This is a genomic window from Streptomyces sp. NPDC096310 (genome assembly GCF_044763125.1).
Lineage (GTDB): Bacteria > Actinomycetota > Actinomycetes > Streptomycetales > Streptomycetaceae > Streptomyces.
In genome coordinates this window covers 106,301-119,629 of record NZ_JBIWFO010000023.1, presented here as the reverse complement: position 1 = coordinate 119,629, position 13,329 = coordinate 106,301, and the positions used below count along the sequence as shown (strand labels likewise).

General features: G+C 67.5%; 19 protein-coding genes, 1 tRNA gene and 1 pseudogene. 6 read left to right on the top strand and 15 right to left on the bottom strand.

The features are described from left to right. Positions 1–289 precede the first annotated feature (289 nt). On the bottom strand, positions 290–451 hold the full coding sequence (locus tag ACIQ7D_RS30845; RefSeq protein WP_403943221.1) for an SDR family oxidoreductase: 162 nt from the start codon (positions 449–451) through the stop codon (positions 290–292). A 17-nt stretch (positions 452–468) separates the two neighbouring features. Then, the gene (locus ACIQ7D_RS30840; RefSeq protein WP_403943206.1) at positions 469–924 is read right to left on the bottom strand and encodes an SDR family NAD(P)-dependent oxidoreductase; all 456 of its coding nucleotides are present in this window, start codon (positions 922–924) and stop codon (positions 469–471) included. 46 nt (positions 925–970) lie between these two features. Here ACIQ7D_RS30840 and ACIQ7D_RS30835 point away from each other — a divergent pair, with 46 nt between their 5' ends. Both ACIQ7D_RS30835 and ACIQ7D_RS30830 read left to right on the top strand, forming a co-directional pair. Continuing rightward, positions 971–1,399, top strand: coding sequence for a MarR family winged helix-turn-helix transcriptional regulator (locus ACIQ7D_RS30835; RefSeq protein WP_403943204.1), 429 nt, complete (start codon positions 971–973; stop codon positions 1,397–1,399). Between the two features lie 31 nt (positions 1,400–1,430). Then, positions 1,431–1,577 (top strand): hypothetical protein, encoded by a 147-nt coding sequence (locus ACIQ7D_RS30830; RefSeq protein ID WP_403943202.1) that lies wholly within the window; start codon positions 1,431–1,433, stop codon positions 1,575–1,577. A gap of 99 nt (positions 1,578–1,676) precedes the next feature. Here the strand turns inward: ACIQ7D_RS30830 and ACIQ7D_RS30825 are convergent, their stop codons facing one another. From ACIQ7D_RS30825 to ACIQ7D_RS30810, 4 genes are read right to left on the bottom strand one after another with little or no spacing between them, the layout of a single operon-like run. Further along, positions 1,677–2,444, bottom strand: coding sequence for an SDR family NAD(P)-dependent oxidoreductase (locus ACIQ7D_RS30825; protein WP_403943199.1), 768 nt, complete (start codon positions 2,442–2,444; stop codon positions 1,677–1,679). Further along, the gene (locus ACIQ7D_RS30820; protein WP_403943197.1) at positions 2,441–3,631 is read right to left on the bottom strand and encodes an NAD(P)/FAD-dependent oxidoreductase; all 1,191 of its coding nucleotides are present in this window, start codon (positions 3,629–3,631) and stop codon (positions 2,441–2,443) included. The genes ACIQ7D_RS30825 and ACIQ7D_RS30820 overlap by 4 nt, the downstream gene beginning before the upstream one ends. Further along, entirely contained in the window at positions 3,628–3,825 is a 198-nt protein-coding gene (locus ACIQ7D_RS30815) for a ferredoxin (RefSeq protein ID WP_403943195.1), read from the bottom strand. Before ACIQ7D_RS30815 ends, ACIQ7D_RS30820 begins: the two co-directional genes overlap by 4 nt. Positions 3,826–3,870: 45 nt before the next feature. Next, positions 3,871–5,073: a cytochrome P450 gene (locus tag ACIQ7D_RS30810; protein WP_403943192.1), complete on the bottom strand. Its 1,203-nt coding sequence runs from the start codon at positions 5,071–5,073 to the stop codon at positions 3,871–3,873. 176 nt (positions 5,074–5,249) lie between these two features. On the opposite strand from ACIQ7D_RS30810, the gene ACIQ7D_RS30805 reads away from it, so the two are divergent. Beyond that, positions 5,250–5,894: a TetR/AcrR family transcriptional regulator gene (locus ACIQ7D_RS30805; protein ID WP_403943190.1), complete on the top strand. Its 645-nt coding sequence runs from the start codon at positions 5,250–5,252 to the stop codon at positions 5,892–5,894. A 119-nt stretch (positions 5,895–6,013) separates the two neighbouring features. Here the strand turns inward: ACIQ7D_RS30805 and ACIQ7D_RS30800 are convergent, their stop codons facing one another. The 5 genes from ACIQ7D_RS30800 to ACIQ7D_RS30780 all read right to left on the bottom strand — a co-directional run bounded on the left by ACIQ7D_RS30800 (position 6,014) and on the right by ACIQ7D_RS30780 (position 10,514). Continuing rightward, on the bottom strand, positions 6,014–6,265 hold the full coding sequence (locus ACIQ7D_RS30800; protein ID WP_403943189.1) for a transposase family protein: 252 nt from the start codon (positions 6,263–6,265) through the stop codon (positions 6,014–6,016). Between the two features lie 258 nt (positions 6,266–6,523). After that, positions 6,524–7,621: an NmrA family NAD(P)-binding protein gene (locus ACIQ7D_RS30795; RefSeq protein WP_403943187.1), complete on the bottom strand. Its 1,098-nt coding sequence runs from the start codon at positions 7,619–7,621 to the stop codon at positions 6,524–6,526. 704 nt (positions 7,622–8,325) lie between these two features. Then, positions 8,326–9,300: an NmrA family NAD(P)-binding protein gene (locus tag ACIQ7D_RS30790; RefSeq protein ID WP_403943184.1), complete on the bottom strand. Its 975-nt coding sequence runs from the start codon at positions 9,298–9,300 to the stop codon at positions 8,326–8,328. Between the two features lie 162 nt (positions 9,301–9,462). Beyond that, a complete protein-coding gene (locus ACIQ7D_RS30785; protein WP_403943219.1) occupies positions 9,463–10,278 on the bottom strand; it encodes an oxidoreductase in 816 nt (271 codons plus the stop codon). Between the two features lie 53 nt (positions 10,279–10,331). Next, the gene (locus tag ACIQ7D_RS30780; protein WP_403943183.1) at positions 10,332–10,514 is read right to left on the bottom strand and encodes a hypothetical protein; all 183 of its coding nucleotides are present in this window, start codon (positions 10,512–10,514) and stop codon (positions 10,332–10,334) included. On the opposite strand from ACIQ7D_RS30780, the gene ACIQ7D_RS30775 reads away from it, so the two are divergent. Beyond that, the gene (locus tag ACIQ7D_RS30775) at positions 10,513–10,848 is read left to right on the top strand and encodes a hypothetical protein (protein ID WP_403943182.1); all 336 of its coding nucleotides are present in this window, start codon (positions 10,513–10,515) and stop codon (positions 10,846–10,848) included. The two genes, ACIQ7D_RS30780 and ACIQ7D_RS30775, sit on opposite strands and share 2 nt — an antisense overlap. 25 nt (positions 10,849–10,873) lie before the next feature. On the opposite strand, the gene ACIQ7D_RS30770 is transcribed toward ACIQ7D_RS30775, so the two are convergent. Together ACIQ7D_RS30770 and ACIQ7D_RS30765 are read right to left on the bottom strand one after the other, a co-directional pair. After that, entirely contained in the window at positions 10,874–11,443 is a 570-nt protein-coding gene (locus tag ACIQ7D_RS30770; protein WP_403943180.1) for a TetR/AcrR family transcriptional regulator, read from the bottom strand. A gap of 118 nt (positions 11,444–11,561) precedes the next feature. Further along, positions 11,562–11,723, bottom strand: coding sequence for a hypothetical protein (locus ACIQ7D_RS30765; RefSeq protein WP_403943177.1), 162 nt, complete (start codon positions 11,721–11,723; stop codon positions 11,562–11,564). A gap of 199 nt (positions 11,724–11,922) precedes the next feature. Between ACIQ7D_RS30765 and ACIQ7D_RS30760 the strand changes: the two genes are divergently transcribed. Then, positions 11,923–11,995: transfer RNA gene (locus tag ACIQ7D_RS30760), tRNA-Arg, on the top strand. Between the two features lie 68 nt (positions 11,996–12,063). Here the strand turns inward: ACIQ7D_RS30760 and ACIQ7D_RS30755 are convergent. Both ACIQ7D_RS30755 and ACIQ7D_RS30750 read right to left on the bottom strand, forming a co-directional pair. Then, the gene (locus ACIQ7D_RS30755; RefSeq protein ID WP_403943175.1) at positions 12,064–12,387 is read right to left on the bottom strand and encodes a helix-turn-helix domain-containing protein; all 324 of its coding nucleotides are present in this window, start codon (positions 12,385–12,387) and stop codon (positions 12,064–12,066) included. Then, positions 12,387–12,755, bottom strand: coding sequence for a type II toxin-antitoxin system RelE/ParE family toxin (locus ACIQ7D_RS30750; protein ID WP_403943173.1), 369 nt, complete (start codon positions 12,753–12,755; stop codon positions 12,387–12,389). The genes ACIQ7D_RS30755 and ACIQ7D_RS30750 overlap by 1 nt, the downstream gene beginning before the upstream one ends. On the opposite strand from ACIQ7D_RS30750, the pseudogene ACIQ7D_RS30745 reads away from it, so the two are divergent. After that, positions 12,754–13,311 (top strand): annotated as a pseudogene (locus ACIQ7D_RS30745) (FAD-dependent monooxygenase); the annotation flags it as partial. The gene ACIQ7D_RS30750 and the pseudogene ACIQ7D_RS30745 overlap by 2 nt on opposite strands. Positions 13,312–13,329 lie beyond the last annotated feature (18 nt).

The window sequence follows — 13,329 nt, the reverse complement described above, 5'->3', positions numbered from 1 at the left end:
CCAGTGCGACCGCCCCCGCCACATCCCCCCTGTACGCCGCCGCGAGCGCTTGAGCGACGCCGTCCGGGCAGTCGCAGCCGATGACGCGACTCGACGGGAGCACCGCTTGATCTCGCACAGGAAACCGATCGGTTTACAGCCAAGTGAGGGCGCGAAACCTCAGCCACCGCCCAATGACGGAGAGGCAACTGGCGAGGCAGGCGGAAGTCCTGGGCATCCACCAGTGCACGGCCATGCCCGGCACGTCACCTTCGGGCCCCGAGCACCTTTAGTGGGCGGTTCGGCCCACTTAGAACGCGCCGCCGCCCGCGTGCACGGACTGCCCGGTGATCCACCGTCCGCCGTCCGACACCAGGAACGCGACCACGTCCGAGATGTCCTCGGGTTCGGCGAGCCGGCCGAGCGGCGTCCCCGCCGCCCACGGTTCCCAGGCCGATTTCGGCGCCGCCAGCAGGCCATCGGTGCGTGTTACGCCCGGGCCATCACCGCCGCGCCGCTGGAGATGGACACGATCCGTCCACCGTCCCGGATCCGCCGCGCCGCCTCGCGCATCGCGACGAACGTGGCCCGCACATTCGTGCCGAAAACCAGGTCGTAGTCCTCGTCGGTGGCCTCGGCGAGGGGGCTCGGCACGTTCAACCCGACGTTGCTGATCAGAACGTCCAACCCACCGAACTCCCGCTCGGCGACTTCGAAGAGTCCTGCTATCGCACCCTCTTCGGTCACGTCCGCGCCCACCGCGACCGCGCGGCCACCGGCCGCGCCGATCTCCGCGACAACCTCTTCGGCCGCATCCTTCGCTGAACGGTAGTTCACCACCACGCTCATCCGTTCCGCACCGAGCCGCAGCGCGACGGCCTTCCCGATGCCCTGCGAACTTCCCGTCACTATGGCAACTTTTTCTTCCATGGTTGAGATCCTCAACCAATAATGTCGAGGATGTCAACTGTCCAGCATCTAGACTGCTGGTATGAGTGAAGCCGACTGGGAACTGGCGACCGTGCTGGGCGTACTGCATCGCGAGATGGGCGCGATCTACGCGCAGGTCGCACGCGACTTCGAGCTGACCTGGCAGCAGGTCGAGCTGCTGTGCCAGCTCAATGACGCCTCCCCCTCCTTCGGCGAGTTGGCCCGCGCGCTGGGCTGCGACAAGTCCAACGTCACCGGCATGGTGGACCGGCTGGCCCGGCGCGGGCTGGTGCGCCGTGAGTCGGACCCTCACGACCGCAGAGTCATCCGGCTCACCCGCACCGAACAGGGTGCGGCCCTGGGCGAGCAGATCCAGGCGGCCATCGCCGAACTGCTGGCGCAACGCTTCGTCAACCTGTCCGCGGACGACCGGCGGCACCTCATCACGCTCAGCCAGAGGGCGCTGGCCGCGCTGGCGGCAGCCGGCTGACAGCGCGTATCCGGTGGGAACCCGGGTGGCCATGGTCCGGCTGAACGTCATCCCTGCCTTTGTCGCAGGTGCCGACTGGCCGGTGCGGCGGGACCGCCTGCGGGTGATGCGCCTGGTCATGAGCGTGATCGCGGCCCAGGTGACCGGCGATTCAGAGTGCTGGATGAGCGGTTCGTAGTCGGCATGGCGCCATGCGTGCATGGTCCAGGCCGGCGAGCGTTCGAAGACTGCGGTGCCCGGCGGTCGGGCTGTGCCGGGCACCGCTCGCGGGGCCGGGTCAGATGGCCGACCAGCCGTTGTCGACGGGGAGTACGGCGCCGCTGATGTTGCTCGCCGCGTGCGAGGCGAGGAACACGATGGCCGCGGCGACTTCTTCCGCGGCGGCTACGCGGCCCACGTTCTCCTGGTAGCGGCCAATGATTGAGGCGCCGTCGCCATCGAACGTGACCGAGTCGGTGATAGGGGTCTGGGTGCCGCCGGGGGCGATGGCGTTGACGCGGATGCCGCGGTCCCGGTACATGACCGCGGTCGACTTCGTCAGGCCGATGATGCCGTGCTTGGAGACGGTGTAGGCAGTGCCGGCGGCGCTGCCGCGCAGGGCGGCCTCCGAGGCCGTGTTGACGATGGCGCCGTTGCCACGCGCCAGCATGTGCGGCAGGGCGGCGCGGGTGAGCAGGAACGGGGCGGTCAGGTTGATGCGGATGACCCGTTCCCATTCCGCGTCGCTCACCTCGGCGGTGGCGGTCATGCTGTCCATGATCCCGGCGTTGTTGACCAGCACACTAAGGTCGCCGAATGAGTCGACCGCGGTGGTGATCACCTCGTCGACCGTGACCTGGTCGCTGAGGTCGCCGACGACCGTGCGGGCGGTGCCGCCGCTCGCTTCGATCTCCTTGGCGACGTTCTCGGCACCGACCGGATTGATGTCCGCGACGAGAACCCTGGCTCCCAGGCTCGCGAACCGCAGCGCGGCGGCGCGTCCGATGCCGGAGCCGGCGCCGGTGACGATGGCGCCCCGTCCTTCGAAGTCGGTGGGGTCGGTCATGCTGCCGCTCCTTCCAGGAGGGATGTCGCCCGACGCCAGGAGGTGCGGGCGGCGATGGCCTGCTGCCAGGGGCGGATGCTCCTGGGCGGCATGCCGACGGACAGGACGCCGGTGAGCCGGTCGCCGGTGCGGTAGACCGCGGTGAACTTGCGTTTCTCCAGGCTGCCTTCGGCGATCCGCATCTCGTCGTGGCCGCGCAGGTAGCCGTAGGCGCGGATCTTCATGTCGTACTGGTCGGACCAGAAGTAGGGGACGGGTGCGAAGGGCCGGCCGGCGCCGAGGAGGTTGCGGGCGGCGGCCATGCCCTGCTCTGCGGCGTGGGTGCGGTGCTCGACGCGCATCGAGGTGCCGAAGAGCGGGTTGTGCCAGCGGGCCACGTCGCCCGCGGCGTACACCCCGGGTGCGGCGGCGGAGAACTCGTCGCAGACCAGCCCGTCCTCAAGAGTGAGGCCGCTGCCGGTCAGCCACTCGGTGTTGGGCCGGGAGCCGACGGCCACCAGCACCGTGTCGGCCTCGACCACGCTGCCGTCGTCCATGCGTACGCCGCCGGGGACGACCTCGCTGACCCCGGTTCCGGTGCGCAGGTCCACCTCGTGGTCGAGGTGGGCCTGGGCGAGGACGCGGCCTATCTCCTCGCCGACCGCGTGGGCCAGCGGGACGGAGGCCGGTTCCAGGAGGCTCACCCGGGTGCCCAGACCGGCCGCCACCGACGCGGCCTCGGCGCCGAGGAACCCGGCGCCGACCACGGCCAGCGTGCGGTTCGGGCCGAGGCGGTCCTTCAGGGCGAGGGCATCGTCCAGGGTGCGCAAGGTGTGGGCCCGTACGCCCGGAAGGCGCCGGGGGCGGACTCCGGTGGCCACGATCAGTGCGTCGTACGGCACCTGCGTACCGTCGGCCAGGACTACCGTCCGGTCAGCAAGGTCCACCCCGATGGCCTCGCGGCCATAACGGGCGTCCAGGCCGAGGGCGTCGAGGTCGGCCTCGGTGCGCAGGGGCAGCCGGTTGGGGCTCCAGGCGCCGGAGAGGATCTCCTTCGACAGCGGCGGACGGTCGTAAGGGGCGGCGGGTTCGTCACCGATGAGGGTGATGGCGCCGGTGTGGCCCTCCCGGCGGAGGGTTTCGGCGGCGGCGAGCCCGGCCGCGGAGGCGCCGACGATGACCACCCGGCCGGTCGGGGGCCCGCTCACGACTGCCCCAGGCGGATCGCGGCCGCGGGGCAGACGGTGGCGGATTCACGGACGGCGTCGTGGAGTTCGGCGGGAGGGGTCTCGTCGAGGAGGACGACCATGCCGTCCTCGTCTCGCTGGTCGAAGACATCGGGGGCGAGCATCACACACTGGCCCGAGGCGACACACTTGGGAACGTCGACTTCTACACGCATGATGGTTCTGCCTGCTTCTGTGGGGGCTTCGTTACGGGGTTCGGGTCACCAGGTGACGGGCAGTTCGAGGACTCCGTAGACGGCGGTGTCCTGCTTGAAGGAGATCTCCTCCATCGGCACGGCGATCCTCAGGTCCGGGAGCCGGCGGAAGAGTTCGGGCAGGACGATCTGGAGTTCGGCGCGGGCCAGCGGCTGGCCGAGGCACTGGTGGATGCCGTAGCCGAAGGCCAGGTGCTGGCGGGCGCCCGCGCGTTCCAGGTCGAGGTCGTCAGGGGCGTTGAAGAACTCCGGGTCGCGGTTGGCGACGTTGATGGAGATGATCACGCCTTCGCCCGCGCGGATGGTGACGCCGCCGATGGTGACGTCCTCGACGGCGGTGCGGCGCAGCCCGAAGTGCACGATGGTGAGGTAGCGCAGGAGTTCGTCCACGGCGACCGCGACCTGGTCCGGTCCCGCGAGCAGGTGCGGGATCTGATCGGGGTGCTGAAGCAGGGTGATGGTGCTCAGAGTGATCATGTTCGCCGTCGTCTCGTGCCCGGCGAACAGCAGGAAGGCGCCCAGGTCGGCGGCGTCCTGGTCGGTGATCACGCCTTCGTCCACCTGCTCGGCGAGCCGTGTGAGCACGTCGTCGCCGGGGGTGGTCCGCTTGGTTCGCACGAGTTCCAGCAGGTACTCGGAGAGGTTCGCGAACGCCTGCCAGGTTTCCTCGGCCGTGGCCTTCTGGTCGACGAGCGGTTTGGACTGCTCCTGGAAGAAGGCGTGGTCCTCGTAGGGGACGCCGAGCAGTTCGCAGATGACCAGGGACGGCAGCGGCAGTGCGAAGTGTTCCACCAGGTCGACGGGGCCGCTCAGTTCGCTCATGGCGGTGAGGAGCTCGTCGGTCAGCCGGGCGACGGCCGGGCGCAGCGCGGCGATGCGTTTGACCATGAACTCCCGGGTCAGAGTGCGGCGCATCGTCGCGTGGACGGGGTCGTCGTGATTGGCGAAGAAACCGCGCGGACTCCGCATCCGGCCTTCCCGGTCGTTGGGCGCGCCGGGGTGGTTCGGGTCGCTGCTGAACGCCGGGCTGCCCAGCACCGCGCGGGCGTCCTCCCAGCGGGTCACCAGCCACGGGCTGAGTCCCTCCCGCAGGGTGACCCGGGTGATGGGGCTCTTCTCGCGGAGATCCGCGAACTGCGGCGGAGGGGCCAGGGGCGCGTCCTTCGGGCGGGCGAGCACGAACGCGGGAGTGGGCGACGTGGGGGGCATGGCAGGTCCTTTCCACCATCGACTAACACCGTAAGGTGAAACTGATCGCTAGCCTAACACTGTTAATCGAAGGCGTGGAAGCATCCCCCTCTCCCCTGTCGCACAGTTGTCGGCGCCCGCCGCGAGGGCAGGGGCGCCAGGGCAGCCGGTAGAGTGCGGTCAGTGAGGAGGAGGCCATGAAGTCGCAGGTCAAGCGGGCACCCAATGCGCGGGGCGAGGGAGACCGCCTGCGGCAGGAGATCCTCGACGCGGCAACCCGCATCCTGGAGGAGACGGGACGCGAGGACGCGCTCTCCCTCCGGGGAGTCGCCCGCGAGGTCGGCATCTCCGCACCCAGCGTCTATCTGCACTTCAAGGACAAGGCCGAACTGGTCTCCACCGCGCTCGACGCCGCCTACAGCGCACTGGCCGAGGTGATGAGCGAGGCCGGCGAAACGGCGGCCGCGGCGGGCGCGGGGCCGTGGGAGCGCATGCGGGCCATCGTCACCGCTTATCGCAGGTTCGCCATCGACAAGCCCCGCCGGTACCGGCTGATGTTCAGCCTGGAATACGAGCCCAAGCGCCGGACCTCCACCGACGAACCCCCCATCGGCACCGTCCTGCGGGCATGGACCGACGCCGTGGACGCCTACCTCGCCGAAACGGCCCCTGATCGTCGAGCAGAGGCGCAGGCCGTAGGCATACACCTGTGGACCGCCCTGCACGGCCAACTCGTCCTGTGGCACACCCTGCCGGGCCAGCACGCCCCCAGCGAATCCATCCTCATCGAACTGGAGCAGTCACTGCTACAGCGACTGCTGCCCGTGCCAGATCCTCAATAGCCGCGAGGCCGGCCGGCTCGGCCGGGCCGCAGAACAGCAGCCGCCCCTCGGAGTCCGTGACGACCATGGATTTCACGGCGCTCTGCTTGTTCTTCCCGGAGATGAACTTCTCCCGGTCTTTACGCCCGGCGGCCGGGCGGCGCACCCGGACCTCGGTCCCGTCGATGATCCCGGTGCGTCTTTCGGTGCCGAGATAGTCGATGACGTGCGGCCGGCAACGGGCGCACTGCACCGATCGCACGCGTAATGGTGGAACGGTCGACGCTGAACCAGCAGGCCAACACGTCGTGACTGGCGCCGTGTCGCAGGTGCACCAACGTGGCCGGCAGGCGGTCCACGAAGACCAGTTTGTGTTCGGCCCCGGCGCCCACGGCCTGCGTCGAGGACGTGCGGCGAGCTTCGTCTGGTGGCGCTCGTGCCACAACGGGCCGATCTCCGCAACGAGTTCGGCGATCACTTCGGGCGCCAGTCCAGTGATCCGCTGACTACGGATGATTGCTGCACGAGTCCGGTTCCCCACCACACGGACCATAATCAACGATCAAGGTCTCGACGTGCCACCGCCAGCCATGCACGAGCTCGTTACCGACTACGTTCAGATGTACGCCGGCACCATTCCCACCAACCGTTTACAACTTGCCCGTCCTGAAATCCGCACTGCTTTTGAGGACCGCGGAGTCGATGCTCCAGTTCTCCGGCTGGACCCTCTCCCAGAGGCTTCCCTTGCCGGAGTCCCTTCCCGCCTGGTCTTCTCGACGGAACCACTCCTCAGCGCTCTTTATCCTGTTGGGGTGAATTTCGTCGAGCAGAGCATAATCCCTGGTGATGATTCCGTACTTCCACATATTCCAGAAGCCCGTGAAGTTGTCGCGGAAGCTCATGGTGCTTTTGTCGTGGGGATCGGCATTGTATCCGGCAGGGGCATCGACAAGCCCCGCCAGGTCCGGACTGCTCCAATAAGCGTCCAGGTCCGTGTCGATATACTGCGCCGGATGCCCGGTGACCTTCTCGAACGCCGCAGCCATGTCGGTGTAGGTCATGTGCTCGATAGCGACTTCAAGGTCCATTCCATTAGAGCGCTCCGGGTGGTCGAAGAGCCAGCGGACGTAGTATCCGCAGTCTTCGAGGGCCACGTGCGGAACGGCTCCGTCGCCGAGAGGGACCCGCCAGGTGACGACGCCGTCCTCGATGCTGGGCTGCATGGGTGTGAGCGGTGAGATCACCATCTCGATGTAGGGGCCCGAAGTGAAGACCGCCGCCCCCATTCTGTCGCTGTTCTTTTCGTTCTGGAACAGTACCCATTCGGCCATGCGGCCCTTGCCGTCATAGTGGCCGGTGCGGAACCTGGAGTCATATCCTGACTTCTTGAGGGCGTAGTCGAGGTTTCCGTAGACGAAGAATTTGATTCCTGCCTCAATCGCCATCTCGTAGGTGCGGATGGCCCAGTAGGTCTCGGTTTTCTCGCCGGTATTGAACCCGTCGATGTTGACGAAAGCCCCGTCACAGCCGCGAAACCCTTCCCGCAGCACATCTTCGTCGGCGAACGACCCTTCAAGAAGGGAGACGTTGCCGAGCGCGAGGAGGGCCTGGGCTCGGGGGCTTTTGGAATCGCGGGTGAGGACTCGGACGGAGTACTTCTTGTCGGCGACAAGAGCGCGGACGACGGGCATCCCTTGAGCCCCTGTGCCACCGATGACGAAGATGGTGGAGGTGGTGTGAGAAGACATGGCTTTTGACTCCCGAGGTGTTGAGTACGCACGCGATCAGTACGCGAGGGGCCGCCGCGCGTTTCGAGACCGATCTCTGCACCAGTTTGGCGATCAACCGCACCGGCTGACGCTGCGCCGACGACCCGTGAATGACGAATACTTTGGAAACCGATCGGTTTCAAGAGTACACCGATCGGTTTCCACGTGCCAAGTGCACGAGCCTCGTAGCGTCCAGCGGACTGATCAACGCGGCTCCTCCCCGTAAACCAGGAGGGCGATGACACCGCAAAGCATGATGCCGACCGCCAGGCCGGCAGGGGTTGCCGAGCATTTCAGTGCACATCGGCACGCCCGGGACCGGTATCACCCACACCCGGCGGTTACGGCTGGGGAACCGAGGACGTTACCGACTTTGTGCGCCACCGATCACCAGCCCCTCTCCCGCTCCTGTAACGGACCACGACGGAGTTCGGGAGGTCGGCGTCCGTGATGACGCGGTGGGCGGGCTGAAGGTGACGGTGGACATGAGCACCCTCTGCCGAAATTCTCGGCACACATCGGGATTACCGAACTGCGGTCCGTGCTGCGCCGGGACCTTCGGAGGGTCCGTCAGAGCTGCGGCCAGGCCGCGCCACGCTCACCAGAGGCCGCCGCCACGCGGGAGTTCTCAGGACAAGGTCTCCCGCATGGCGTTCCGGTTCCGTTGCGAACCGCTCAGAGGCTCAGGCTGTCGCGAGCTTCCGGATGCGCGGGTGGTTCTCCAGTGCCCACCGCACGGTCTTCGGGGGGCGTCCGAGCAGGGTCTCCAGTTGGTCGGTGGTGCCTCGGTATCCACCGCCGCCCATCAGCCGGGTCAGGGTCTTGAGGTGTTCCGCGGTGTGCGGGATCGCGGCCAGGGCGGGGTCGATGTAGGTCTCGTTCCAGGTTTCGACGTCTTCGGGAACGTAGGTGACCGGGCGTCCCAGCACGGCCGCGTAGTCCTCCGCGAACCCGTACATGTCCTTCAGCTCGGGGCCGTTGAGCTCGTAGGACTGGGAGATGTGCGGTGCCGGGTCTGCCAGGATCTTCACGCACAGCTCCGCCACGTCGTAGCCCGCGATGGGCGCGAGCCGGTGGTCACCGAAGGGCAGGCGCAGTTCACCCCTGCTCAGTGGCTCCAGCGCCAGCCAGGTCATCAGGGGGTTCTCGACGAACATGGCCCCCCTGATGTTGACGGTCGGGAGTCCGGACCAGTCCAGCACCTGCTCGGCGACCCAGTGGGCCCGCTGCTGCGGCGACCAGTTCGCGATGAGTCCGCCGAGCCACGCACGCCGCTCCTCCTCCGGCGCGGTCATCTTGTCGAACGTCATGAACGACTGCTCGTACTCGGAGATGTTGACGAAGGCCTCGATGTCGCCCTGGGCGCGCGCCGCCGCGGCCATCAGGCTGACGGCGTCGGTGTAGTACGGCGACAGGCTCATGCTGAAGTAGATGCGCCGGACACCCTGCAGTGCGGCGGTCACGTCGGCGATGGTGAGCAGATCGCCGACGAAGACCTCCGCCCCGGCCTGGCGCAGCGACTCCGCGCGCTCGTCGTCCTGCCGTACGAACGCGCGTACCGCGTGCCCCTGGTCAAGGAGCATGTCGACCATCGTCCGGCTCACACCGCCGATCTCGCCGGCGGCACCGGTGACCAGAATGGGATTGCGCTCTGACATCAGAATGTCCTTTGTCTGGTTGGAGTGGGTCAGCTGTTCGGAAGGCCCGTGGGCTGCTCGGGATTCAAGGGCGGGACAGCACGGGGTACGACGGTTCGCTGTCTGGCGCCTTGTGAGGCGAAGTCGTTGAGCTGGGCGGCCGTCTCCGCGTGAGCCTGCGTGTCAGCCGGCCAGCTGGTTGATCTTGCGGATCTGCTTGTCGAAGGTCCGGGCGGGAACGAAGCGGCGCAGTGTGCTCACGCGTCCGGCCGTGGGGCCGGCGGTGTGACGCTGCTTCGGTTTGACGTCGGTCGCCGCCGCGACGATCGCCTTGGCGACGACGGCGGGGTCGTCGCCGTCCCTGACCGCCTCCGCCATCACGCGGTCGACCGTGAGGCGCTGCCTGGCATAGGCGGGCAGGGGCGTGTCGGGCTTCGCGCTGTTGGTCTCGAACCCGGTCCGGGTATAGGCGGGTTGGACGAGAAGCGACCGAATGCCGAGCTCACGGACCTCGTGGTCCAGGGACTCGGAGTAGCCCTCGATCGCGTGCTTGGAGGCCGCGTGGACGGCCATGTAAGGCTGAGGCATGAACCCGAGGACGGACGAGATGTTGATGATGCGCCCGTGCCGCTGAGCGCGCATGTACGGCAGGACCTCCGTCACCATGCGCATGACCCCGAACGAGTTGGTGTCGAAGACCGCTTGGGCCCGCACGGCGGAGGTCTCCTCGGCCGCACCGATCGAGCCGACGCCGGCGTTGTTGACCAGGACATCGATCCGCCCGAAACGCCCGATCGCCTCCTGGACCGCAGCGGTGACCGAGGCATCACCGGCGACATCGAGGTCGAGGAACGCAACCCCGTCGAGGGGGGTGACGCGTGCGGCGTCCCGGCTTGTGCCGACCACGTCGAAACCTGCCGCGACCAGCGCGAGCGCGGTTTCCCTGCCGGTGCCGGATGACGCACCCGTCACGAGTGCCACCGGCCGATCCGTCGTCATCATGACTCCCGCACCTCTTGAAAACCGATCGGTTTCGCTTCACAGTAAACCGATCAGTTTTCGCGTGCAAGCTCAAGCGGGGAGAACGAAGACACGGAAAGGATCAGCGCGCAGGACAGGCGGGAGAGCGTCATCCGCGCGGCGATCGCCAAGCGGGTCGGCGTCTCGCAGCCGTGTCCCTTCCGGCTCTCCCCTGACAAGAAGGCGATCTTCGTCGTCGCCTTGACGCGGAGCATGGAAGACACCCGCTCGGCTTTCGAGGGAACGGCCGACGGGATGGAGGGCGGCGAGCGGGCCCTCCAAGCAATGGCGAACGCTTACACGCGGCTGATCTCGACGCACCCCTACACGCTCCTGACGCGGATGCGGGGATACGCCACCGCGGCAGCCGCCGAGGCGCGAGGCGACGACCTGATCGGCGAGGTCGCCCGGGCCGGCTGGATGAGGATCTGGGAGACCGCGCACCTGCCCCTGGGCGCCGATGCCGACCGGACCGCACGCTTCCTCGCTCGCGGCATGCCCGGAAACACGCTTACCGCCATCGGGCTGCCCGCGAGCGCCGGGAAATAAGGGAGTGCCCCGGAAGGGCGATGCGTCAGCGCATGCCTGCCGCGTCGAGCAGGGTGCTCGCCGTGGGCATGATGAGCCCCATCAGTTTGTCGGCTCCGATTCCCGCGCGGGCGCTGGCCCCGTCGAAGACCAGGCCGAGCTGACGGGCCAGCAGGTCGGGATCGCTCGCCCCGCCCTGTTCGGCCTCCGAACGGAAAAACACGGTGAGGTTCGCCTTGACCTGGTGGGCAACCCTGCTCGCGGGATGGCTCTGATCCTTGAGCTCGATCTGCACAGCCAGGTACCGGCAGCCCCGGAAGTCGGGTGTACCTGCCTGTGACTCCACCTGCTCGAAGACGTGCAGGATCCGCTCGCGAGGTGAACGGCCGTCGTCGGCCACAGGAAGGAGTGTCGCCACATAGGCAGAGGCGCGCTCCTTCAGGCTTGCCGCCAGCAGTCCGTCCTTGCTCTCGAACAGCTGGTACATGGAGCGCTTCGACACCCCCGCAGCCTTGCACAGGGCCTCGACGCCTATGCCGACGCCGTCTCGATACGTGAGCGTGGCCGCCGCCTCCAGCAGCCGCTCCCTGGGGCTTGGTTTCACTTCGGCAGTCATACCGCGAGATTAACTCGAAACGACCCAAAAGAAAACCGATCGGTTTCCAGGGGCCCTGGAGTCCTGGCCCGGACACCAGGGAACAAGTAACCCGCGAGTAGGTTCCAGGGGGATCTGGTCACTCTCCGAGGGTGTTGACGCGGTTCGCGTACTCGCGGCGGGCCTTGCGCCGTGCTGGGAACGCCGTGGCCTTGTCGAGCGGCTGGCAGCGGTCGAGGAGTTGGCGGTGGACCTCCGGCGTGGTGCTGACCCGCAGGGTGTAGCCCTGGCCGCGTCGCACCGCCCCGGGGCACGCTTCCGGCTTGCACGTCGCCGAGCACGATGAGTCCTCCGCAGGCACCCCCTACGGATCGCACCCCACCCGCTACACTGTCTGCGGTGGCCGGGCTCTGAGCAGCCCACCATGACCCTGTCAGCAGCAAGCTCGAAGCCCAGCCTGATTAAGGCCAGGTTTTAGACACGCTTTTCGACAGATCCCCGCCTTCGTAGCTCAGGGGATAGAGCACCGCTCTCCTAAAGCGGGTGTCGCAGGTTCGAATCCTGCCGAGGGCACAGCAGAAGGGCACCTACGGACTTTCATAGGTGCCCTTCGGGATTCATGGCCGGCGCCCCCCAGATGCTCAGGCGGCGTGCGGGGTGAAGGTGACATGCGAGTCGCCTTCGTCGATGGTCAGATTCAGCGTGCCCTCCAGTGCCTTGGCCAAGCGCCGCAGCAGGGGGAGAGTCGGCACGGTGTCACCGCCCTCCATCCGAGAGACCTGGGGTTGAGTCATCCCAGCCCGCTCTGCCAGCTCCACCTGGGACAGACCGAGCTCGATCCGGCGGTTGTAGACCGCCTGCCCGAGATCGCCAGCCAGCCGCGCATCGACGTACTCCTGGTCGTACTCCACCGCCTCACCCGCAAGCTGCCGGGCCCGGCGCGTCCTCCACGTACTGTGATTCATCAGCTCTCCTTGCGCCGCTCGTACGTGTGCTGGGCATGGCCATGCTCGGCCTCGCAGACCTTCTGGGCCTGATGCGCACGCTCGACTTCCGCCGCCTCACGCATCCTCGTCTTACGGAAAACCGTCAGCAGCACGATCCGCTGTCCCGGCGCGAGCCAGTACGGGATGCGTACGGCTTCGCCGTCCAACTCGAAGCGGAGCTCACGTAGCTTGCCACCCAGGTGCCGCGAGTACGGCTCGCCGAGGGTCGTCGGCTCGTCCAGCAGTCGGTCCGTCTTGTCCTCGACCCGCCGGTAGAAGCGGAACGGAAGCAACTCCAGCCAATCCCGCACCTCGGGTTCGATCTCGATCTCCCACCGCTCCGTCATGCATTCAACGGTATATGCCTCCAAATGCATACCGCAAGCCGCCACCGGCTGCGGAGCCGCACTACCCCAGACCGCACTGCCACCTCACCCCGTCCGAAAAGGTCGCCGCCTCCGGCCGACCCGGAACGGGTTCGGCACACATGAGGACGGGAGGCCTCGCGAACACGTGAGAACCACCGATGAGAGTTTCCCAGGCCACACAGCTATCAGCAGTCGTTTCCGCAGGCCAAAGGACCGCCCGGAGAAAACCCCTGAAGCGGGTGTCGCAGGTTCGAATCCTGCCGAGGGCGCCACGCACGACCGTGCCGAACCGGGGCCTCTCCCCGGGACGGTCCTTTCCGGCCTCGGACGTCTCGTCCGGGGCCGTTTTCGCGTGAGCGGGCGGGCCCTGGTCGCCGACAACGTCGCTGCGGTCGAGTCCACCCACCAGTGGGCGCTGCACGACCGTCCCGCGCTGCGCACCTGGTCCACCGATCGGATCACCCTGCTCGGCGACGCGGCCCACCCGATGCTCCCGTTCCTGGCCCAGGGCGCCAACCAGGCCGTCGAGGACGCGATCGACCTGGCCGCCTGT